18 protein-coding genes are annotated in these 18,954 nt (G+C 69.9%); 11 read left to right on the forward strand and 7 right to left on the reverse strand.

The genetic code is table 11. The annotated features are described in order from the left end of the window. The first annotated feature begins 241 nt into the window (after positions 1 to 241). From JYG37_RS01570 to JYG37_RS01590, 5 genes are all read left to right on the forward strand, one after another. On the forward strand, positions 242 to 1,012 hold the full coding sequence (locus JYG37_RS01570) for a ferredoxin--NADP reductase (protein ID WP_050014236.1): 771 nt from the start codon (positions 242 to 244) through the stop codon (positions 1,010 to 1,012). A 450-nt stretch (positions 1,013 to 1,462) separates the two neighbouring features. Further along, positions 1,463 to 2,278 (forward strand): quorum system sensor histidine kinase RqpS, encoded by an 816-nt coding sequence (gene rqpS / locus JYG37_RS01575; protein ID WP_124638319.1) that lies wholly within the window; start codon positions 1,463 to 1,465, stop codon positions 2,276 to 2,278. Between the two features lie 7 nt (positions 2,279 to 2,285). Next, complete coding sequence (gene rqpR, locus JYG37_RS01580) at positions 2,286 to 2,942, forward strand: response regulator transcription factor RqpR (protein WP_124638320.1); 657 nt, start codon at positions 2,286 to 2,288, stop codon at positions 2,940 to 2,942. A gap of 241 nt (positions 2,943 to 3,183) precedes the next feature. After that, complete coding sequence (gene bcaP, locus JYG37_RS01585) at positions 3,184 to 4,590, forward strand: branched-chain amino acid transporter BcaP (RefSeq protein WP_050014233.1); 1,407 nt, start codon at positions 3,184 to 3,186, stop codon at positions 4,588 to 4,590. Positions 4,591 to 4,844: 254 nt separating this feature from the next. Beyond that, the gene (locus tag JYG37_RS01590; protein WP_213345827.1) at positions 4,845 to 5,870 is read left to right on the forward strand and encodes an XdhC family protein; all 1,026 of its coding nucleotides are present in this window, start codon (positions 4,845 to 4,847) and stop codon (positions 5,868 to 5,870) included. A gap of 61 nt (positions 5,871 to 5,931) precedes the next feature. Here JYG37_RS01590 and JYG37_RS01595 read toward each other — a convergent pair whose 3' ends face one another. The 6 genes from JYG37_RS01595 to fliE all read right to left on the reverse strand — a co-directional run bounded on the left by JYG37_RS01595 (position 5,932) and on the right by fliE (position 10,078). Next, complete coding sequence (locus tag JYG37_RS01595) at positions 5,932 to 6,666, reverse strand: PepSY-associated TM helix domain-containing protein (protein WP_050014231.1); 735 nt, start codon at positions 6,664 to 6,666, stop codon at positions 5,932 to 5,934. Positions 6,667 to 6,935: 269 nt separating this feature from the next. Continuing rightward, positions 6,936 to 7,253, reverse strand: a complete 318-nt coding sequence (locus JYG37_RS01600; protein ID WP_050014230.1) for an EscU/YscU/HrcU family type III secretion system export apparatus switch protein — start codon at positions 7,251 to 7,253, stop codon at positions 6,936 to 6,938. Continuing rightward, the gene (fliK, locus tag JYG37_RS01605) at positions 7,250 to 8,608 is read right to left on the reverse strand and encodes a flagellar hook-length control protein FliK (RefSeq protein WP_213345828.1); all 1,359 of its coding nucleotides are present in this window, start codon (positions 8,606 to 8,608) and stop codon (positions 7,250 to 7,252) included. The genes JYG37_RS01600 and fliK overlap by 4 nt, the downstream gene beginning before the upstream one ends. A 131-nt stretch (positions 8,609 to 8,739) precedes the next feature. Next, complete coding sequence (locus tag JYG37_RS01610; protein ID WP_050014227.1) at positions 8,740 to 9,072, reverse strand: flagellar protein FliT; 333 nt, start codon at positions 9,070 to 9,072, stop codon at positions 8,740 to 8,742. Beyond that, complete coding sequence (gene fliS, locus JYG37_RS01615) at positions 9,069 to 9,503, reverse strand: flagellar export chaperone FliS (protein ID WP_050014226.1); 435 nt, start codon at positions 9,501 to 9,503, stop codon at positions 9,069 to 9,071. The genes JYG37_RS01610 and fliS overlap by 4 nt, the downstream gene beginning before the upstream one ends. A gap of 230 nt (positions 9,504 to 9,733) precedes the next feature. Next, positions 9,734 to 10,078 carry a flagellar hook-basal body complex protein FliE gene (gene fliE / locus JYG37_RS01620; RefSeq protein WP_050014225.1) on the reverse strand — a complete coding sequence of 115 codons (345 nt, stop codon included), beginning with the start codon at positions 10,076 to 10,078 and terminating at the stop codon, positions 9,734 to 9,736. 248 nt (positions 10,079 to 10,326) lie between these two features. Here fliE and fliF point away from each other — a divergent pair, with 248 nt between their 5' ends. Genes fliF through JYG37_RS01650 form a run of 6 tightly spaced genes read left to right on the forward strand, consistent with a single transcriptional unit; the run spans position 10,327 to position 17,143 of the window. Next, positions 10,327 to 12,090, forward strand: coding sequence for a flagellar basal-body MS-ring/collar protein FliF (gene fliF, locus JYG37_RS01625; RefSeq protein WP_050014224.1), 1,764 nt, complete (start codon positions 10,327 to 10,329; stop codon positions 12,088 to 12,090). Beyond that, positions 12,080 to 13,075 (forward strand): flagellar motor switch protein FliG, encoded by a 996-nt coding sequence (gene fliG, locus JYG37_RS01630; RefSeq protein ID WP_050014223.1) that lies wholly within the window; start codon positions 12,080 to 12,082, stop codon positions 13,073 to 13,075. Before fliF ends, fliG begins: the two co-directional genes overlap by 11 nt. Continuing rightward, on the forward strand, positions 13,068 to 13,751 hold the full coding sequence (fliH, locus tag JYG37_RS01635) for a flagellar assembly protein FliH (RefSeq protein ID WP_050014222.1): 684 nt from the start codon (positions 13,068 to 13,070) through the stop codon (positions 13,749 to 13,751). The genes fliG and fliH overlap by 8 nt, the downstream gene beginning before the upstream one ends. Before the next feature lie 32 nt (positions 13,752 to 13,783). Further along, the gene (gene fliI / locus JYG37_RS01640) at positions 13,784 to 15,277 is read left to right on the forward strand and encodes a flagellar protein export ATPase FliI (protein ID WP_373452495.1); all 1,494 of its coding nucleotides are present in this window, start codon (positions 13,784 to 13,786) and stop codon (positions 15,275 to 15,277) included. 5 nt (positions 15,278 to 15,282) lie between these two features. Then, positions 15,283 to 15,741 carry a flagellar export protein FliJ gene (gene fliJ / locus JYG37_RS01645; RefSeq protein ID WP_050014220.1) on the forward strand — a complete coding sequence of 153 codons (459 nt, stop codon included), beginning with the start codon at positions 15,283 to 15,285 and terminating at the stop codon, positions 15,739 to 15,741. Between the two features lie 31 nt (positions 15,742 to 15,772). Continuing rightward, positions 15,773 to 17,143, forward strand: a complete 1,371-nt coding sequence (locus JYG37_RS01650) for a flagellar hook-length control protein FliK (RefSeq protein WP_204383469.1) — start codon at positions 15,773 to 15,775, stop codon at positions 17,141 to 17,143. 33 nt (positions 17,144 to 17,176) lie between these two features. Here JYG37_RS01650 and JYG37_RS01655 read toward each other — a convergent pair whose 3' ends face one another. Continuing rightward, positions 17,177 to 18,817 carry a GMC family oxidoreductase gene (locus JYG37_RS01655; RefSeq protein ID WP_213345829.1) on the reverse strand — a complete coding sequence of 547 codons (1,641 nt, stop codon included), beginning with the start codon at positions 18,815 to 18,817 and terminating at the stop codon, positions 17,177 to 17,179. Positions 18,818 to 18,954: the final 137 nt, after the last annotated feature.

Here is an 18,954-nt window from a genome sequence, read left to right on the forward strand (position 1 = left end):
GCGGCCGACCAGCGAAAGCATGTTGAAAGGATATGTTGCGCCAAATCCGCGCAGCCGCGGGGGTCAAGCCCGCGATCCGCGTCGACAGGGTAAAATAACCAGTTCCTCAAACGTCTGTCATCGAGAAGGCGCGTGTCCGACGCGCCAGCCGGCCGATCCGCGATCGGGCCGTCGCACTCGGTTTTTGCCCATTTTTTGGGCCCGTTACACGCGTTCGCCACGCGCGTCCGTTTTCAAAGCCATGAGCAAATACGACACCGCCACCGTCCAATCCGTCCATCACTGGACCGACACGCTTTTCAGCTTCACCTGCACCCGTGAGGCGAGCCTGCGCTTCAACAACGGCGAATTCACGATGGTCGGCCTCGAAGTCGACGGCAAGCCGCTCGCGCGCGCCTACTCGATCGTCAGCCCGAACTACGAAGAGCATCTCGAATTCTTCAGCATCAAGGTGCAGGACGGCCCGCTGACGTCGCGCCTGCAACACCTGAAGGTGGGCGACACGGTGCTGATCGGCAAGAAGCCCACGGGCACGCTGGTCGCCGACAACCTGCTGCCGGGCAAGACGCTGTGGATGCTGTCGACGGGCACGGGCCTCGCGCCGTTCATGTCGATCATCCGCGATCCGGACATCTACGACCGCTTCGACAAGGTGATCCTGACCCACACGTGCCGCCTGAAGGGCGAGCTCGCGTACATGGACTACATCAAGCACGACCTGCCGGGCCACGAGTACCTGGGCGACATCATCAAGGAAAAGCTCGTCTACTACCCGACGGTCACGCGCGAAGCGTTCGACAACGAGGGCCGGATCACCGACCTGATCGCGACGGGCAAGCTGTTCACGGATCTCGGCGTGCCGGCGTTCTCGCCGGAAAACGACCGCGTGATGCTGTGCGGCAGCACCGCGATGCTGAAGGACACGACCGAGCTGCTGAAGCAGGCCGGCCTCGTCGAAGGCAAGAACAGCGCACCGGGTCATTACGTGATCGAGCGCGCGTTCGTGGACTGATCGATCCCCTTCGGGCCTGTTCCCGCCAATAACGGGAACAGGCCCTCATTGCGCGTCATCAAGAACCGGAGCGAAAGCGCCGGTTTTTTTTCGTCCGCACTTGGCGAATTCGTAACAAACTGGGACCATTCCATCTCAAATAGTTACATTTGGATACGTCATCCCCGGGTGCTCGGGTGTCAGTGTTTTTCCTACAACACCTTCATTCCGATTATTCACATTTACCCTTAAATGTCCGCCTGACATGACCTTTTCAGAAATTTTGAGATATTATTCGGCGCGCGTGGTTGCCGTTTGGATGAGCTTGAAAGGGTCGGATGCAAGTGTTACAAGACGTAACTTTTGTTACTTCGGCATGGGGCGATTCTCCGGCGGCGACCGTCATCGAAACGGCAGCCAGCCCACGCAGCCAGCCGGTGTCTGAACCGCTTTCTGACAGCAGGGAGAGTCATGGATACGTCGCTTAACGCGCCCTCGGGCGCCCACGCCCCGTTCCCGTCGCGGCAGCGCATGCCTGGCCGCGCTGCTGCTCCGTCGACGGCCGACGCCGCGTCGAAACGCGACGCGTCCGCCGCACGGATCGCGGCACTTTCCGCCCAGCTTCTCGCCGCCGACGAAGCGGCCCGCCGCCATCTGGCCGGCGAGCTGCACGACGGGCTCGGCGCCGAATTGACCGCCGCCCGCTTCGCGCTCGCAAACGTTCAAACGTGGCTGCCGGCCGATGCGCCGGAAGGCTGCTTGCGCGCGCTGGCGCTGGCGCAGCAGGCGCTCGACGCCGCGACCGACGCGAATCGCCGGCTCATCGACGAGCGCGACACGCCGGCGCTGGACGCCGGCATGGTCGGCGCGCTGGCGTCGTGGATCGACACCCATGCGGCCCGCACGGGCCTGCGCACGAGCTTCGTGTGCGCGGCCGACGCCCGCCTGACGCAGCTCGCCGGCGCAAGCGCGCTCGCGGTGTTCCGCGTCGCGCAGGAAGCGTTGTCGAACGTCGCGAAACATGCCCGCGCGACGTCGGTCGACGTCCGGATCGCCACCGACGGCACGCACCTGTCGCTCAGTGTCGCCGACGATGGGACCGGTTTCGCCCAGCGCCGCCGCAGCGGCTACGGCCTGGCCGGCATGCGCGCCCGGTGCGAGGCGTTCGGCGGCAGCTTCGAGGCGGCCACGCCGGCCACCGGCCGCGGCACGCGCGTCACCGCACGCTTCGCGTGGGATTCGCTGCTCGCGGTGCCGGTCGCGGCACGCCGCACGTCGCTTTCGTGAGGTCGCGATGAGCCTGAACATCCTGCTCGTGGACGATCACGCGATCGTCCGGCAAGGGATCCGCCAGTTGCTGATCGACCGCGGCATCGCGCGCGACGTGACCGAGGCCGAGACCGGCGGCGACGCGATGGCCGCCGTCGACAAGCAGGAATTCGACGTGATCCTGCTCGACATCTCGCTGCCCGACGCGAACGGCATCGAGGTGCTCAAGCGCCTCAAGCGCAAGCTCACGCGTGCACCGGTGCTGATGTTCTCGATGTACCGCGAGGACCAGTACGCGGTACGCGCGCTGAAGGCCGGCGCGGCTGGCTACCTGTCGAAGACGGTCAACGCCGCGCAGATGATCGGCGCGATCCAGCAGGTCGCGGCCGGCCGCAAGTACGTGAGCCCCGCGATGGCCGAGGCGCTCGCCGAATACGTGTCGTTCGAGAACGAACCGCTGCCGCACGAGAAGCTGTCCGATCGCGAATACCAGACGCTCTGCATGCTCGCGTCCGGCAAGCGGCTCACCGATATCGCGAACACGCTGTCGCTGTCGGTGAAGACGGTCAGCGTGTACCGGTCGCGGCTGCTCGAGAAGATGCGGCTGTCGAACAACGCGGAACTCACGTTCTACGTGATGAGCAATCGGCTCGTCGACATGGCGCCCACGGCCGGCGCCTGATCGCCCGGCCAGCCCCGCATTCGTCCGATCCGGCGACGCGGCGAACGCCGCGCCGCGCCGCGCTCGATCGCGCCCGCTTCGCCTCCGTTTCACCCCGTGTCGCGCGCAAACGCTTGTTTTTTCGGACGATTCCGCGACGCGCCGCTGCACCGCAACGGGGCTTGCACGCCAAATCGGCTAAAATTATCGGTTTTCACTCAGTCGGCGCGCCGTGCCCGCGCGTGCTGGCGATTCATCCGCAATGTCTCTCTTCCGCAAGAAAAACGTCGATCGCATGATCGCCGGCGCGCAAGCCGCCGGGCTCAAGAAAGCGCTCGGCGCGATCGACCTCACGTTCCTCGGCATCGGCGCGATCATCGGCACCGGTATTTTCGTGTTGACCGGCACCGGCGCCGTTCAGGCCGGCCCCGCGCTGATGCTGTCGTTCGTGATCGCCGCGATCGCGTGCGGCCTGGCCGCGTTGTCGTATGCGGAGTTCGCGTCGTCGATCCCCGTCGCCGGCTCGATCTACACGTATTCGTACGCGACGCTCGGCGAGCTCGTCGCGTGGATCATCGGCTGGGATCTGATGCTCGAGTACGGCCTCGCGTCGTCGGCCGTGTCGGTCGGCTGGTCGGGCTATCTGCAATCGCTGCTGCAGGGCTTCGGGCTGTCGCTGCCGACCGTGCTGACGGCCGCGCCCGGCGCGGTGCCCGGCGTCACCACGTGGTTCAACCTGCCCGCGTTCCTCGTGATGATCGTGATCACGACGCTGCTGTCGATCGGCATCCGCGAATCGACCCGCATCAACAACATCATGGTGTTCATCAAGGTGTCGGTCGTGCTGCTCGTGATCGCGGTCGGCCTGTTCCACGTGACGCCCGCGAACTGGAAGCCGTTCATGCCGCACGGCTGGAACGGCGTGTTCGGCGCGGCCGCCGTGATGTTCTTCGCGTTCATCGGCTTCGACGCGGTGTCGTCGGCGGCCGAAGAAGTGAAGAACCCGAAGCGCGATCTGCCGATCGGCATCATCGCGTCGCTCGCGGTGTGCGCGGTGCTGTACGTGACGGTCGCCGCGGTCGCGACCGGCATCGTGCCGTCGGCCCAGTACGCGAACATCTCGCACCCGATCTCGTATGCGCTGCAGGTTGCCGGCGAGAAGTGGGTCGCGGGCTTCATCGATCTCGGCGCGGTGCTCGGCATGCTGACCGTGATCCTCGTGATGAGCTACGGCCAGACGCGCGTGATCTTCGCGATGTCGCGCGACGGGCTGCTGCCGGCGGCGCTGTCGCGCGTGCATCCGCGTTTCGCGACGCCGTTCCTGACCACCTGGCTGGTCGGCCTGTTCTTCGGGCTGATCGCCGCGCTCGTGCCGCTCAACGTGCTCGCCGAGCTGATCAACATCGGCACGCTCGCGGCGTTCTCGATGGTGTCGATCGCCGTGCTCGTGCTGCGCCGCACGCACCCCGAGCTGCCGCGCGCGTTCCGCTGCCCGGGCGTGCCCGTGGTGCCGATCCTCGCGGTCGCGGCGTGCCTGTTCCTGATGCTGAACCTGCAGCCGGTCACGTGGGCCGCGTTCGGCATCTGGCTCGTGATCGGCCTCGTGATCTACTTCCTGTACTCGCGGCACCATTCGAAGCTCGCGCACGGTCACCCCGACGCGCACTGAGCGCCGTCATGGCGGCGCCTCCGCGGCGCGCCATGACGAACCCACGCGGGGCCCGTCGCGGCCCCGCACACCTTCTTTCCCCGAACCCTCCGCCAGCGCGCGATCACTGTCCGATCGTCGCGATCTCTTGCCCGATCGTCCGGATTTGCCGGCGCCGGCCCGCGCGCCGCCTGCACACGCGCGCCGAGCGGTTCATAATCCCGCCATCGAACGACGGCGCCGCGCGGCGGCCCGTCCGGCAACAGGAAAACACGATGGAAAGCGTCGATCTCGATGTACTGAAATCCAGCGCGCGCTGGCTCGAAGAAGGGCGCCGCGTGCTGCTCGTGACGGTCGTGAAGACATGGGGCTCGTCGCCGCGCCCCGAAGGCGCGATGCTCGCGGTGCGCGAGGACGGCCTGGTGGTCGGCTCCGTGTCCGGCGGATGCATCGAGGACGACCTGATCGCCCGCGTGCATGCGAGCGGCATCGCGGCCGATGCGCGCCCGGAAGCGCTCAAGTACGGCGTGACGGCCGAGGAAGCGCACCGCTTCGGGCTGCCGTGCGGCGGCACGATCCAGCTCGTGCTCGAACCGCTCACGCGCGACAGCGGGATCGCGGCGCTGTGCGCGGAAGTCGAGGCCGGCCGCCTTGTCACGCGCACGATGACGCTGGCGACCGGTCGCGCGTCGCTGTCGCCCGCGCAGGCGGCCGACGGGCTCGCGTTCGACGGCGAACGGCTCGTGACGATCCATGGGCCGCGCTACCGGATGCTCGTGATCGGCGCCGGCCAGTTGTCGCGCTATCTGTGCCAGATCGCGGTCGGGCTCGACTATCAGGTGACGGTCTGCGATCCGCGCGACGAATACACGGATGCGTGGGACGTGCCGGGCACGCGCGTCGTCCACACGATGCCCGACGATACGGTGCTCGACCTGAAGCTCGATGCGCGTTCGGCCGTGATCGCGCTCACGCACGACCCGAAGCTCGACGATCTCGCGCTGATGGAGGCGCTGAAGACGCCCGCGTTCTACGTGGGCGCGCTCGGCTCGCGGCGCAACAACGCGGCGCGGCGCGAGCGGCTGCGCGAATTCGATCTGAGCGAAGGGGAACTGGCCCGGCTGCACGGGCCGGCCGGCATCTACATCGGCAGCCGGACGCCGCCGGAAATCGCGATCTCGATCCTCGCGGAAATCACCGCCGCGAAGAACAACGTGTCGCTGCCGACGATCCTGCAGGTCGAAGGCGCGAAGGCCGCGCGCGAAATCGCGGCGAACAGCGGCGCAGCCTGCGGGCTCTGACCCGCGGCGGCGGGCGGCCGCGCGTGCGCCGGGCGCTGGCCCCGGCCGGCGCGACCGTCGGTCAGGTCAGGCCGGCGGCCAGCGCGGCGGCGACCGAACCGACCACCAGCACGACACCGACCGTGCGGCGCTTGTTCAGCTCGGTCCACAGCAGCACGCCCGTCAACGACAGCAGGATCAACGAGCCCGCGATCGTATCCATCAGCAGCACCCAGCCGAGATTCATGCCGACGCCGCGATGCAGGTTATTCAGCGTCGTCAGGAACGTGTTGCCCGTGCGCTTCACCGACACGTAGCCGTTGCCCACCCAGTATTCGCCCTGCAGGTTCTGGTGCGGCCCGAACACGCCGAATTGCCAGTGCTCGGGCTGCATCACGCGCTTGTCGCCCCACGCGACGGCCTGCGCGGGCTCCTTGCGCATGCGGCCCGGCTTGCCGTCGAAATGCAGCTCCTGCTGGAGCCACTTCATCATCGCGGCGGGCGTCTTCGGCACCGGATCCGGCAGCGCGATCTGCATCTCCTCGACCTGCGGCTCGCCGGTCGAGATCTTCAGCGGCGGCGCGCGGTGGTTCAGCACCACGCCCGTCACGCCGAACAGCAACCCGAGCACCGCGCCCCACAGCCCGACCCAGCCGTGCACCTTGCGCAGCCACTTGATGAAGGTCGCGCGGCGCGAGCGCCGGCGGCGCGCGGCGAGCTCGTCGTCGTTCAGCGGGCGGCCCGCCGGGTGCAGCACGGTGACGCCGGCGCGCGGCAGGCCCGTCTTGGGCGGGTCGATCGTTTCGGGCGCGTTCACGCGAAGATATCCATTCGTTCAAAACGACGGGCGGCGCGCCGGGAATGCGCGCCGCCCGGGCAACATGAAAATGAGAATGGATATCATTACATAAATCGGAAGGCGGCTCAATCGGGTGCGCGTACGGAGCGGCAGGTTCAATGCGCGCGCGAATGCGCAAGAAGGCATGCGTCGCGACACGATGGCGATCGATAGACGCAAAATGTCGGCGGAACCATCCCGCTGACCACGGACTGCCATCCGCAAGAAGCCGCCCGACGGCAGGCCGTTCAGCGCAACGGCGGCAACGGAAAACGCGGCGCGACGCCATCCGGCGCAGGCTCGGTGCGATCGAGCGCGTACAGCCACGCGAGCAGGTCGGCGACCGCCTGATAGAGCTGCGGCGGAATCCGGTCGTCGAGATCGACCTGCATCAGCAGCGACACCATCTCCGGCGCCGTGTGCACGTACAGCCCCGCATCGTGCGCGCGCGCGACGATCATCTCGGCGAGCACGCCATAGCCCTTCGCGACCACGCGCGGCGCCGCATCGCCGCCTTTCGGGTCGTAGACGAGCGCGGCCGCGCGCTTGCGGGACGTCATGCTCATCGCAGCGCCTCGTCATCGTCGCCCGGCACCCGCGCATCGGGGCCGCCGGCCGCACCGCGCGCATACGCGGCGGCGGCGGCCTGGGCGGCGAACAGGTCGAAGCCGTCCGGCCCGTCGTCGACCGCGCGGATCGACAGCCCGCCCACCTTGAGCCCCGAGCCTTCGAGCCGCTGCCGCAGCGCGGCTTCGTGGCGCGTGAGACGGTCGGCGCCCGTCTGGTTCGCGCGCAGCCGGGCGACGAGCTGCGCGCCGTTCAGCACCAGTTCGGCATCGACCGTGCCGAGCGACGGCAGCGTCAACGTGAGGCGCGTGCGCCACGCGATGCCGTCGCCCGTGTCGTCGCCGCCGCCGCGCGGCGCGCGGTGGCCCGGCTCGTCGGGTTCGATCGTCCAGTCGAGCCGCGCACCGGGCCACGCCTCGCCGGTCCAGCGAAACTGGTCGGTCGCGAGCGCATCGAGCTGCTGCCGAACGAGCGGCACGGCGGCCGGATGCACGGTCGCGAGCGGCTGCGCCTGCGGATCGGACGATGCGGCGGCCAGCTCGGCGCGCGCGGGCGTCCAGCGCGTATCGGCGTGCGCAGCCAGCGGATCGGCGGTATCGGGCGGCAACGACGTGCCCGGCCGGGCTGCTGCCGGTGCGGCCTGCGCGGGGTCGCGCGCCGATGCGCCGCCCTGGGCCGACGGTGGCGCGCTGGCCCGCGCGGCGGCCGGCAGCGGCGGGCGCTGCGCGAGCAGTTCGTCGAGCACGTCGGTCGAGTCGTGCGGGACGACTGTCGGGTCGGCCGGCGCGAGCGCGGTCGCGAGGCGTGCCTGCGGCTCGCGCATCAGCGCCGCGAGCGGACGCTGGCCGGCCAGCCACTGCGCGAGATGGGATTCGTAGAAGAGGCCGCTTTCGCTCACGGTCTGCGCCAACGCCGCACGCAACGCCGCGACCGGCGGCGGCGCGGCCGCTTCGCGCGTCGCCGCGGCGGACGACGCTTGAGCGGAAGCCGGCGTGGAAGCCCCGGTGGGTGCGGACGCAGCCGGCGCGGGCGTCGGCGCGGGCACCGGCGTATCGGTGAGCAGCACGGCCGGATCGGCGAGCAGCGGCAGCCGGCCGACGATCGCCGGCGTCGCATCGCCGCCCGAGCGCGAGATCGCGTCGAGCACGCGTCCGACATCGGACAGCGCGGTCTGCGTGGAAGCCGGCGGCGCGGCGGGCGGGCTGCCGGCCGGCGGCGAGGACGACGCGCCGGCGCCCGGCGTGCCGACCTGCGCGGTCGCGCCGCCGCCGGCGGACGCCGCGACGGTGCCGGTCAGCAGGCTGTCGAGGCGGCTCGCCAGCAGCGCGGCCGCAACGGAGTCGATACCGGTCATGATCGGGGCCTGCTCAGCTCAGCCAACGGGTTGCGAATCCGCGCGGCACGCCGGCGCCGCACACGGGAACAGCGCGCGCCGCGTGCGGCGCCGGGTCCGGGCGCCTCGCGCCGGTCGCCCGGCGCACGGCCCTACCCGCGCGCGCGATAAAGATCGGTCAATACCTGGGTCGAGCGCCGCGCCTCGAACAGCGCGGACAGCCGCGCGACGTCCGGGCTCGCGAGATCGCGGATCGCGGCGTCGTCGGCCAGGATGCGGCGGATCAGGTCGAGCTTGCGGCCGAGATCCGATTCGTCGAGCACGACGGCCGGATCGGCCTGCTTCAACCCGTCGACGAGTTGCATGAATTCGGCCTGCAACTCCGGCAACGCGTTCCAGTCGGCGCCGCGCGCGGCGCACAGCATCCGGCCCGACACGGCGGCGAGCGCCTCGTAACGCGCGAAGTATTCGGCCTTGTGATTCATCGTGATGCTTCCGCTACCTGTTGCGCGGCCATCCGCGCGACTTCCGGGGCGATGCCCGTCCATGCTTCCTCGAGCGTCGCGAGCAAGCCGTCGACCTCGATCAGCATCGCGTCGCTCGCCTGCGCGTTCGCTTCCAGCAGGCGCCGGCCGATATAGGTGTACAGCGCATTGAGCCGTTCGGCGATCTCGCCGCCCGCGTCGCGGTTCAGCGACGCCTGCAGGCCGCTCTCGACGATCCGGATCGCCTTGCCGATCGCTTCGCCGCGCCCGGCGACGTTGTCCTGCTGCAAATGCATGCGCGCCAGCGCGATCGCCTGCCGCGCGCCCTGGTACAGCATCGCGATCAGCCGGTGCGGGGAAGCGCCCATCACCCCGGTCTCGACGCCGACACGCGCGTACGCACTGGCTCCAGCGTGTCCTGGGGAAAACATGCGCTTCTCCTTGTTATTTGCGTTGGCTGGTCGGGAGCCGCCGCCGTGCGTCGCACGGTGCGGCCTTCACCGCAGTTATCGGAAGGGATTTGAAAAGCTTTAGGTGCGCGGGGGCCGCCGATGCCGGCTCGCCGGCCCCGTTCCGCAAGCCTGGAGCCATTCCTGGATGCCCGCCGCCGGTTAGCCGTCCCCGAATGCCCGCCCGCGGATGCCCATCGCCTGATGGCCCCTCACACCGCCATCTGCATGATGTCGTTGTAAGCGCTCACTAGCTTGTTGCGGACCTGGAGCCCGAACTGGAAGCCGATGTTGGCTTTCTGCATGTCGACCATCACGTCGTTCAGCGAGATGTTCGGCGCGCCGACCTCGAACGCCTTCGCCTCGCCGAGCGCGTGCTGCTGGTCGCCGCTGATCTTGTCGAGCGACGCCTTCATCGCGCTCGCGAACGTGCCGGCCGTCGCCGCGCCCGAGCCGGCCAGCGCCGCCGTCGGGCTCGCGACGCCGCCGGACGCCTGCGCGGCCATCGACTGCATCTGTTGCAACACCGAACCGATTCCGCTGACGTTCGCAGTCATGCTGCCCCCAAACCTAGAGAAGAGACCCGGACGCACCGGGCGACCCGCCGGCGCCGCACCACGCGCACCATGCCGGATCGCGAAAAAGGATAGCAGCGCGGCGCGCGTCAAAGCCGCGAAAGTACGGGGGAAACCCCGCTCTTTTCGGTCGATCGGAGTGCGCCGCGGGTCACGATAATCGCATCGTGTCATTGTCCGCCCGCTCGTCCGAGCGAGCTCAGTCGTCCCGCTCCGGAGAAACTCGACGCATGGATTCGCAGGCCAACTCGCTGATCAACCCAGACGCCCGCGCGGGCCTCAGCCCGGCGCCAGGCGCCGCCGCGGCCGCCGCGTTGCCGGGCGCGGGCGGCGCAGGCGCGGACTTCGGGCTGGGCGGCTTCGCCGAACGCATCCCCGGCATCTCGCGGATGAAGGGCAACCCGAAGCTGCCGTTCGTGATCGCCGTCGCGTTCGCGATCGCCGCGATCACCGCGCTCGTGCTGTGGAGCCGCGCGCCCGACTACCGCGTGCTGTACAGCAACCTGTCGGACCGCGACGGCGGCGCGATCATCGCCGCGCTCCAGCAGGCAAACGTTCCCTACAAGTTCGCCGATGCCGGCGGCGCGATCCTCGTGCCGTCGGGCCAGGTGCACGAAACGCGCCTGAAGCTCGCCGCGATGGGGCTGCCGAAGGGCGGCTCGGTCGGCTTCGAGCTGATGGACAACCAGAAATTCGGCATCAGCCAGTTCGCCGAGCAGATCAACTACCAGCGCGCGCTCGAAGGCGAGCTGCAGCGCACCATCGAATCGATCAACGCCGTGCGCGGCGCGCGCGTGCACCTCGCGATCCCGAAGCCGTCGGTGTTCGTGCGCGATAAGGAAGCGCCGAGCGCGTCGGTGTTCGTCGACCTCTACCCGGGCCGCGTGCTCGACGAGGGCCAGGTGCAGGCGATCACGCGGATGGTGTCGTCCGGCGTGCCCGACATGCCGGCCAAGAACGTGACGATCGTCGACCAGGACGGCAACCTGCTGACCCAGACCGCGTCCGCGTCCGGCCTCGACGCGAGCCAGCTCAAGTACGTGCAGCAGGTCGAGCACAACACGCAGAAGCGCATCGACGCGATCCTCGCGCCGATCTTCGGCGCCGGCAACGCGCGCTCGCAGGTCAGCGCCGATCTCGATTTCTCGAAGATCGAACAGACGTCGGAAAGCTACGGCCCGAACGGCAATCCGCAGCAATCCGCGATCCGCAGCCAGCAGACCAGCAGCGCGACCGAACTCGCGCAGGGCGGCGCGTCGGGCGTGCCGGGCGCGCTGTCGAACACGCCGCCGCAGCCGGCCTCCGCGCCGATCGTCGCGGGCAACGGCCAGAACGGGCCGCAGACCACGCCGGTCAGCGACCGCAAGGACCAGACGACCAACTACGAGCTCGACAAGACGATCCGCCATACCGAACAGCCGATGGGCAGCGTGAAGCGGCTGTCGGTCGCGGTCGTCGTCAACTACCAGCCGGTCGCCGACGCGAAGGGCCACGTGACGATGCAGCCGCTGCCGCCCGCGAAGCTCGCGCAGGTCGAACAGCTCGTGAAGGATGCGATGGGCTACGACGCGAAGCGCGGCGACTCGGTCAACGTCGTGAACAGCGCGTTCTCGACCGTGAGCGACCCGTACGCCGACCTGCCGTGGTGGCGCCAACCCGACGTGATCGCGATGGCGAAGGAAGCCGCGAAGTGGCTCGGCATCGCAGCGGCCGCGGCGGCGCTCTACTTCATGTTCGTGCGCCCGGCGATGCGCCGCGCGTTCCCGCCGCCCGAGCCGGCCGCGCCGGCGCTCGCCGCGCCGGAAGACACGGTCGCGCTCGACGGCCTGCCCGCGCTGGAGAAGCCAGCCGACGAAGCCGATCCGCTGCTGCTCGGCTTCGAAAACGAGAAGAACCGCTACGAACGCAACCTCGACTACGCGCGCACGATCGCCCGCCAGGATCCGAAGATCGTCGCCACCGTCGTGAAGAACTGGGTGTCCGATGAACGCTGAAGGCTTGACCAAGAGCGCGCTGCTGCTGATGTCGATCGGCGAGGAAGAGGCCGCGCAGGTATTCAAGTTCCTCGCGCCGCGCGAGGTCCAGAAGATCGGCGTGGCGATGGCCGCGCTGAAGAACGTCACGCGCGAGCAGGTCGAGGACGTGCTGCAGGAATTCGTGAAGGAAGCCGAGCAGCACACCGCGCTGTCGCTCGATTCCAACGAGTACATCCGCTCGGTGCTGACGAAGGCGCTCGGCGAGGACAAGGCCGGCGTGCTGATCGACCGCATCCTGCAGGGCAGCGACACGAGCGGCATCGAGGGCCTCAAATGGATGGATTCGGCCGCGGTGGCCGAACTGATCAAGAACGAGCATCCGCAGATCATCGCGACGATCCTCGTGCACCTCGACCGCGACCAGGCGTCCGAAATCGCATCGTGCTTCACCGAACGGCTGCGTAACGACGTGCTGCTGCGGATCGCGACGCTCGACGGCATCCAGCCGGCCGCGCTGCGCGAGCTCGACGACGTGCTGACGGGCCTGCTGTCCGGCAGCGACAACCTGAAGCGCAGCCCGATGGGCGGCATCCGCACCGCGGCCGAGATCCTGAACTTCATGACCAGCGTGCACGAGGAAGGCGTGCTCGAAAGCGTGCGCCAGTACGACGCCGATCTCGCGCAGAAGATTATCGACCAGATGTTCGTGTTCGAGAACCTGCTCGACCTCGAGGATCGCGCGATCCAGATGATCCTGAAGGAAGTCGAGTCGGAAACGCTGATCATCGCGTTGAAGGGCGCACCGCCCGCGCTGCGTCAGAAGTTCCTCGCGAACATGTCGCAGCGCGCGGCCGAACTGCTCGCCGAGGATCTCGACGCACGCGGCCCGGTACGCGTGTCCGACGTCGAGACGCAGCAGCGCCGCATCCTGCAGATCGTGCGCAACCTGGCCGAGAGCGGCGCGATCGCGATCGGCGGCAAGGCGGAAGACGCGTATGTCTGATTCGGCGAGCGATCGCGTGGGCACCCTCACCGCATACCAGCGGTGGGAGATGGCGTCGTTCGACCCGCCGCCGCCCCCGCCGCCGCCCGACGACGCGGCGGCCGCTGCGGCCGCGCTCGCCGAGGAATTGCAGCGCGTGCGCGACGCCGCGCACGCCGAAGGCCATGCGGCCGGCCACGTCGAAGGCCAGGCGCGCGGCTACCAGGCCGGTTTCGAGCAGGGCCGCGAACAGGGCTTCGAGGCCGGCCAGGCCGACGCACGCGAACAGGCCGCGCAGCTCGCGGCGCTCGCCGCGTCGTTCCGCGAAGCCGTGGCGACCGTCGAACACGATCTCGCGTCCGACCTCGCGCAACTCGCGCTCGACATCGCGCAACAGGTCGTGCGCCAGCACGTGAAGCACGACCCGGCCGCACTGGTCGCCGCCGTGCGCGACGTGCTCGCGGCCGAACCCGCGCTGTCCGGCGCGCCGCATCTCGCGGTCAATCCGGCCGACCTGCCCGTCGTCGAAGCGTATCTGCAGGACGATCTCGACACGCTCGGCTGGAACGTGCGCACCGACGCGTCGATCGAGCGCGGCGGCTGCCGCGCGCACGCCGCGACCGGCGAGGTCGACGCGACGCTGCCCACGCGCTGGCAGCGCGTCGCCGCCGCGATCGGCAAGGTGAGCACGTGGTGACGCGCTCGCCCGACGCGCTCGCGCACGACGGCATGACGCCGCTCGAACGCGAGCTCGCGCTCGCGTCGTTCGGGCCGGCGGCCGCGCACGATGCCACGCCGCACCCCGCGTCCGCCAGCGTCGCCGCCGCCCCGCGCGCGCCGCACAACCCGCATCTCGCGCACTGGCGCACGCACCTGAACGGGCTCGCCGCGCGCAGCCACCACGCGCTGCCGCTGCGCCCGTGCGGGCGCCTCACGCGCGCGGCCGGCCTCGTGCTCGAGGCGATCGGGCTGCGCCTGTCGGTCGGCGCAGAATGCACGATCGAACTGCCGCCCGGCAGCACGCTGCCGCACGCGGAAGCGGAAGTCGTCGGCTTCGCCGGCGACCGCCTGTTCCTGATGCCGACCACCGACGTCGCAGGCGTCTTGCCCGGCGCACGCGTGTGGCCGCGCGAAAGCGCGCCCGTCGCCGATCCGCTCGCGGGCGCGAAGCGGCTGCCGGTCGGCTGGGAGATGCTCGGGCGCGTCGTCGACGCGTCGGGCCGCCCGCTCGACGGCCTCGGCCCGCTCGCGTCGAAAGTCGATGCGCCGCTGTCGGCGCCGTCGATCAACCCGCTCGATCGCGAACCGATCCACCACGTGCTCGACGTCGGCGTGCGCGCGATCAACGCGCTGCTCACCGTCGGCCGCGGCCAGCGGATGGGCCTGTTCGCGGGCTCCGGCGTCGGCAAGTCGGTGCTGCTCGGCACGATGGCGCGCTACACGAGCGCGGAAGTGATCGTGATCGGGCTGATCGGCGAACGCGGCCGCGAAGTGAAGGAATTCATCGAACAGATCCTCGGCGAGGACGGGCTCGCGCGCTCGGTCGTCGTCGCGGCGCCGGCCGACGTGTCGCCGCTGCTGCGGATGCAGGGCGCCGCGTACGCGACGTCGCTCGCCGAGTATTTCCGCGACCAGGGCAAGCACGTGCTGCTGCTGATGGATTCGCTGACGCGCTACGCGATGGCGCAGCGCGAGATCGCGCTGGCGATCGGCGAGCCGCCCGCGACCAAGGGGTATCCGCCGTCGGTGTTCGCGAAGCTGCCCGCGCTCGTCGAGCGCACCGGCAACGGGCCCGAAGGCGGCGGCTCGATCACCGCGTTCTACACGGTGCTGACCGAAGGCGACGACCAGCAGGACCCGATCGCCGATTCGGCGCGCGCGATCCTCGACGGCCACATCGTGCTGTCGCGCGCGCTCGCCGAGGCCGGCCACTATCCCGCGATCGACATCGAAGCGTCGATCAGCCGCGCGATGACCGCGCTGATCGACGAAACGCATCTCGACCATGTGCGGCAGTTCAAGCAGATGCTGTCGCGCTACCAGCGCAACCGCGACCTGATCGCGGTCGGCGCGTACGCCCCCGGCCGCGACGCGCAGCTCGACCGCGCGATCGCGCTCTACCCGCGCATCGAGGCGTTCCTGCAGCAAGGCTTTCGCGAATGCGCGCCGTTCGCATCGAGCCTCACTGCGCTCGATGCGCTGTTCGACGCTTACGGAGGCTGATCCCGATGGCCCACGGCTTTCCCCTTCAGTTGCTGCTCGACCGTGCGCAGGACGACCTCGACTCGGCCGCGAAGCAGCTCGGCACCGCGCAGCGCGACCGCACCGCGGCGGCCGAACAGCTCGACGCGCTGCTGCGCTATCGCGACGAATATCACGCGCGCTTCGCGCAATCCGCGCAAAGCGGGATGCCGGCCGGCAACTGGCGCAATTTCCAGGCGTTCATCGACACGCTCGATGCCGCGATCGCGCAGCAGCGCAGCGTGCTCGCCGCGGCCGACGTCCGCATCGACGAGGCGCGTCCGAACTGGCAGCAGAAGAAACGTACCGTCGGCTCGTATGAAATCCTGCAGGCGCGCGGCGTCGCGCAGGAAGCACAGCGCGACGCCCGGCGCGAACAGCGCGACGCCGACGAACACGCCGCGAAGATCCTGCGCATGCGGGCCGACGCGGCCCGTTCGTCGTAACCGACCACCGCATTCGAACGAGAGAACCGTCATGCCTCCCCTGCCCCTGCTCGGCGCGCTGCTCGACACCGCCGGCGCCGCACTCAAGGCCGCCCGCGGCTCGGGTTCGTCCGCCGCCAACGATGCGTCGGCCGCCACGAGCGCCGCGCCGTTCGCGCAGACGCTCAAGCAAAGCGTCGCCACGCGCGGCGATACGGCCAACGCCGGCACGCCGGACGCGTCGACCCAACAGGCTGCGTCGAAGCCGGCCGCCGGCGCGAAACCGTCCGGCACGGATGACGACAAGGCGACCGACGACACGACCGCGAACGCCGCCGTCAACCCCGACGCCGCCGCGCTTGCGGCCGCCGCGGCCGTGCAGGCGCAATTGCAGGCGCGCCCGGACACCGCGACGCCGGCCGACGCGGCGACCGCCGCGGCCGTTGCCGCCGCGGCCACGACGCAAAAGACGGCCGTGTCCGGCCAGCCGGACGCCACGGCGACGCTCGCCGATCATGCAGCCCAGGACGCGGCCACCCAACCGACCGACCCGGCATCGAGCCGCGACGCGCTGCAAGCGGCGCTCGCCAAGCTGACGGGCGGCGCGGGCGCGATCGCGATGCCGGCGACCGGCGCGACCGCCGCCGCCACGCCGACGACGCCGGCCGCAACCGCATCGAACGCCGCCGCACCGCTGACGCCGAAAGTGCCGACCTTCGACCGCACGCTCGCCGACGCGAAAGGCGCGCTCGCCACGCAACCGACGCCGACCCAGATCACCGCGCAGACACTGCAGGCCGACGCGAACGCGCAGTCCGGCGTCCAGCACGCGCTCGCGGCGGCCAGCAACGCGACGGACCCGGCCGCCAGCGCGACGCTCGCGGCCGGCGCAACGGCTGCCGCCGCCGCGCAGGCGAACCTGCAACTGTCGCCGGCAGCCGGCGCGATCGCCGCCGCCAACGCGCACGTGCTCGCGCCGCACGTCGGCACGGCCGACTGGACGGATGCGCTGAGCCAGAAGGTGGTGTTCCTGTCGAATGCGCACCAGCAGAGCGCCGAGCTGACGCTCAACCCGCCCGATCTCGGGCCGCTGCAGGTCGTGCTGCGCGTCGCGGACAACCATGCGCACGCACTGTTCGTGTCGCAGCACGCGCAGGTGCGCGACGCGGTCGAAGCCGCGCTGCCGAAGCTGCGCGAAGCGATGGAAGCGGGCGGGCTCGGGCTCGGCAGCGCGACCGTCAGCGACGGCGGTTTCGCTTCGCAGCAACAGCAGCAAAACCCGCAGCAGACCTTCGCCGGCGGCCAGTCGCCGCGACGCGGGAACGGCGGACCGTCAGCCGTCGATGCACCCGTCGACGCCGCGCAATCCGCACCGGTCGCCGCGCGCGCGAACCGCGCCGGCCTCGTCGATACGTTTGCCTGAGCATGGGCTGCTGCTGCCGTGCGCGCGCCGCGTTCAGCGGCCGTGCACCGCGGCAGCCGCCTCGCCGCGCGGGACGCCGCCCTTGCGCGCGGCGACGATGAAGTCCGCCGCGCGTTCGCCGATCATCACCGACGGCGCATTCGTGTTCCCGCCGACCAGCGTCGGCATCACCGACGCATCCACCACCCGCAGCCCGTCGACGCCGCGCACGCGCAGTTGCGGATCGACGACCGCGCGCACATCCGAGCCCATCCGGCAGGTGCCGACCGGGTGATAGATCGTGTCCGCATGCGCGACGATCGTCGCGCGCAGCTCCGCTTCGCTCTGGTCCGGCCGCGTGTACAGCTCGCGCCCGCCGTGCGACGCGAGCGGCGCCTGCGACAGGATGCGGCGCATCGCGTGCGTACCGCGCACCAGCAGGTCGAGGTCGCGTGAATCGCTGAAGAAGCGCGGATCGATCAGCGGCGCGTCGCGCGCATCGCCGCTCGCGAGCGCGACCGTGCCGCGGCTGAACGGCCGCAGCGCGCACACGTGCAGCGAATAGCCGAAACCCCAGTGCATCTTGCGGTTGTGATCGTCGACGAGCGCCGTGCAGAAATGCAGTTGCAGGTCGGGCCGCGCGAGCGACGGATCGCTCTTGATGAAGCCGCCGGCCTCCGCGACGTTGCTCGTCATCATCCCCGTGCGGCTCGAGAAATAGCGCACGAGCGCGGGCGTCATCTTCGCGATCCCGCGCACGCACACGCCGACCAGTTCCGACGAATTCACGCGGGTGTTGATGATGAAGTCGATGTGGTCGATCAGGTTCGCGCCGACGTCCGGCGCATCCTGCACGACCGCGATCCCGTGCCGGCGCAACTGATCGGCCGGGCCGATCCCCGAACACATCAGCAGTTGCGGCGAATTGAACGCGCCGGCCGACAGGACCACTTCCGCGCGCGCGCCGAGCGTCTCGACCCGCCCGTTGCGCGACACGACGACGCCGACCGCGCGCTTGCCGTCGAAGCCGACGCGCAGCACCGTCGCATCGGGGACCACGTGCAGGTTCGGCCGGTTGCGGCCGTAAATGTACGCACGCGCCACGCTGCAGCGCGAGCCGTCGCGATGCGTGACCTGATAGAAGCCGACGCCTTCCTGCGTCGCCCCGTTGAAGTCGTCGTTCAGCGGATAGCCGGCCGCGTGCGCGGCCTGGATGAATCGTTCGGAGAACGGATTGCGAAAGCGCAGATCCGATACCGACAGCGGCCCGTCCGCGCCGTGCCATGCGTCCGCGCCGCGTTCGTTGCCTTCCGCGCGGCGGAAATACGGCAGCACGTCCTGCCAACCCCAGCCCGTCGCGCCGAGCTGCGCCCACTCGTCGTAGTCGGTCGGGTGACCGCGCGTGTAGATCATCGCGTTGATCGCGCTCGAGCCGCCCATCCCGCGCCCGCGCGGCTGATAACCGCGCCGCCCGCCGAGGCCCGGCTGCGGCACCGTCTCGTAGCCGTAGTTGGTGCCGAGCTTGAACGGCACCAGCGCCGCGATGCCGACCGGCATGTTGACGAGCAGGTTGCGCTCCGTATGCGAGCCGGCCTCGATCAGCGCGATCGTCGCATCGGGGCAGGCATCGGCGAGAAGGCCGGCGAGGCTCGCGCCGCCCGAGCCGCCGCCGACGATGATGTAGTCGTATTGCATGTCACGTCTCCGTCGTGTCATGGAAGGCGCCCGGCACCGCCGCGCGACCGCGTCTCCTCTGGAGGGTCTGTTTGCAGATGGAACACGCATGCGAATGCCCGAAATCGCCCGTAGGGCAAGGAGCGAGGAGCGCCGTT

The organism is Burkholderia sp. LAS2 (genome assembly GCF_018417615.1).
Taxonomy (GTDB): domain Bacteria; phylum Pseudomonadota; class Gammaproteobacteria; order Burkholderiales; family Burkholderiaceae; genus Burkholderia; species Burkholderia sola.

Bases quoted from the DNA above. Each gene is read 5' to 3' on its own strand.
- JYG37_RS01570 (WP_050014236.1), top strand. From the start codon at position 242: ATGAGCAAATACGACACCGCCACCGTCCAATCCGTCCATCACTGGACC.
- rqpS (WP_124638319.1), top strand. From the start codon at position 1,463: ATGGATACGTCGCTTAACGCGCCCTCGGGCGCCCACGCCCCGTTCCCG.
- rqpR (WP_124638320.1), top strand. From the start codon at position 2,286: ATGAGCCTGAACATCCTGCTCGTGGACGATCACGCGATCGTCCGGCAA.
- bcaP (WP_050014233.1), top strand. From the start codon at position 3,184: ATGTCTCTCTTCCGCAAGAAAAACGTCGATCGCATGATCGCCGGCGCG.
- JYG37_RS01590 (WP_213345827.1), top strand. From the start codon at position 4,845: ATGGAAAGCGTCGATCTCGATGTACTGAAATCCAGCGCGCGCTGGCTC.
- JYG37_RS01600 (WP_050014230.1), bottom strand. From the start codon at position 7,253: ATGAGCATGACGTCCCGCAAGCGCGCGGCCGCGCTCGTCTACGACCCG.
- fliK (WP_213345828.1), bottom strand. From the start codon at position 8,608: ATGACCGGTATCGACTCCGTTGCGGCCGCGCTGCTGGCGAGCCGCCTC.
- JYG37_RS01610 (WP_050014227.1), bottom strand. From the start codon at position 9,072: ATGAATCACAAGGCCGAATACTTCGCGCGTTACGAGGCGCTCGCCGCC.
- fliS (WP_050014226.1), bottom strand. From the start codon at position 9,503: ATGTTTTCCCCAGGACACGCTGGAGCCAGTGCGTACGCGCGTGTCGGC.
- fliE (WP_050014225.1), bottom strand. From the start codon at position 10,078: ATGACTGCGAACGTCAGCGGAATCGGTTCGGTGTTGCAACAGATGCAG.
- fliF (WP_050014224.1), top strand. From the start codon at position 10,327: ATGGATTCGCAGGCCAACTCGCTGATCAACCCAGACGCCCGCGCGGGC.
- fliG (WP_050014223.1), top strand. From the start codon at position 12,080: ATGAACGCTGAAGGCTTGACCAAGAGCGCGCTGCTGCTGATGTCGATC.
- fliH (WP_050014222.1), top strand. From the start codon at position 13,068: ATGTCTGATTCGGCGAGCGATCGCGTGGGCACCCTCACCGCATACCAG.
- fliI (WP_373452495.1), top strand. From the start codon at position 13,784: ATGACGCCGCTCGAACGCGAGCTCGCGCTCGCGTCGTTCGGGCCGGCG.
- fliJ (WP_050014220.1), top strand. From the start codon at position 15,283: ATGGCCCACGGCTTTCCCCTTCAGTTGCTGCTCGACCGTGCGCAGGAC.
- JYG37_RS01650 (WP_204383469.1), top strand. From the start codon at position 15,773: ATGCCTCCCCTGCCCCTGCTCGGCGCGCTGCTCGACACCGCCGGCGCC.
- JYG37_RS01655 (WP_213345829.1), bottom strand. From the start codon at position 18,817: ATGCAATACGACTACATCATCGTCGGCGGCGGCTCGGGCGGCGCGAGC.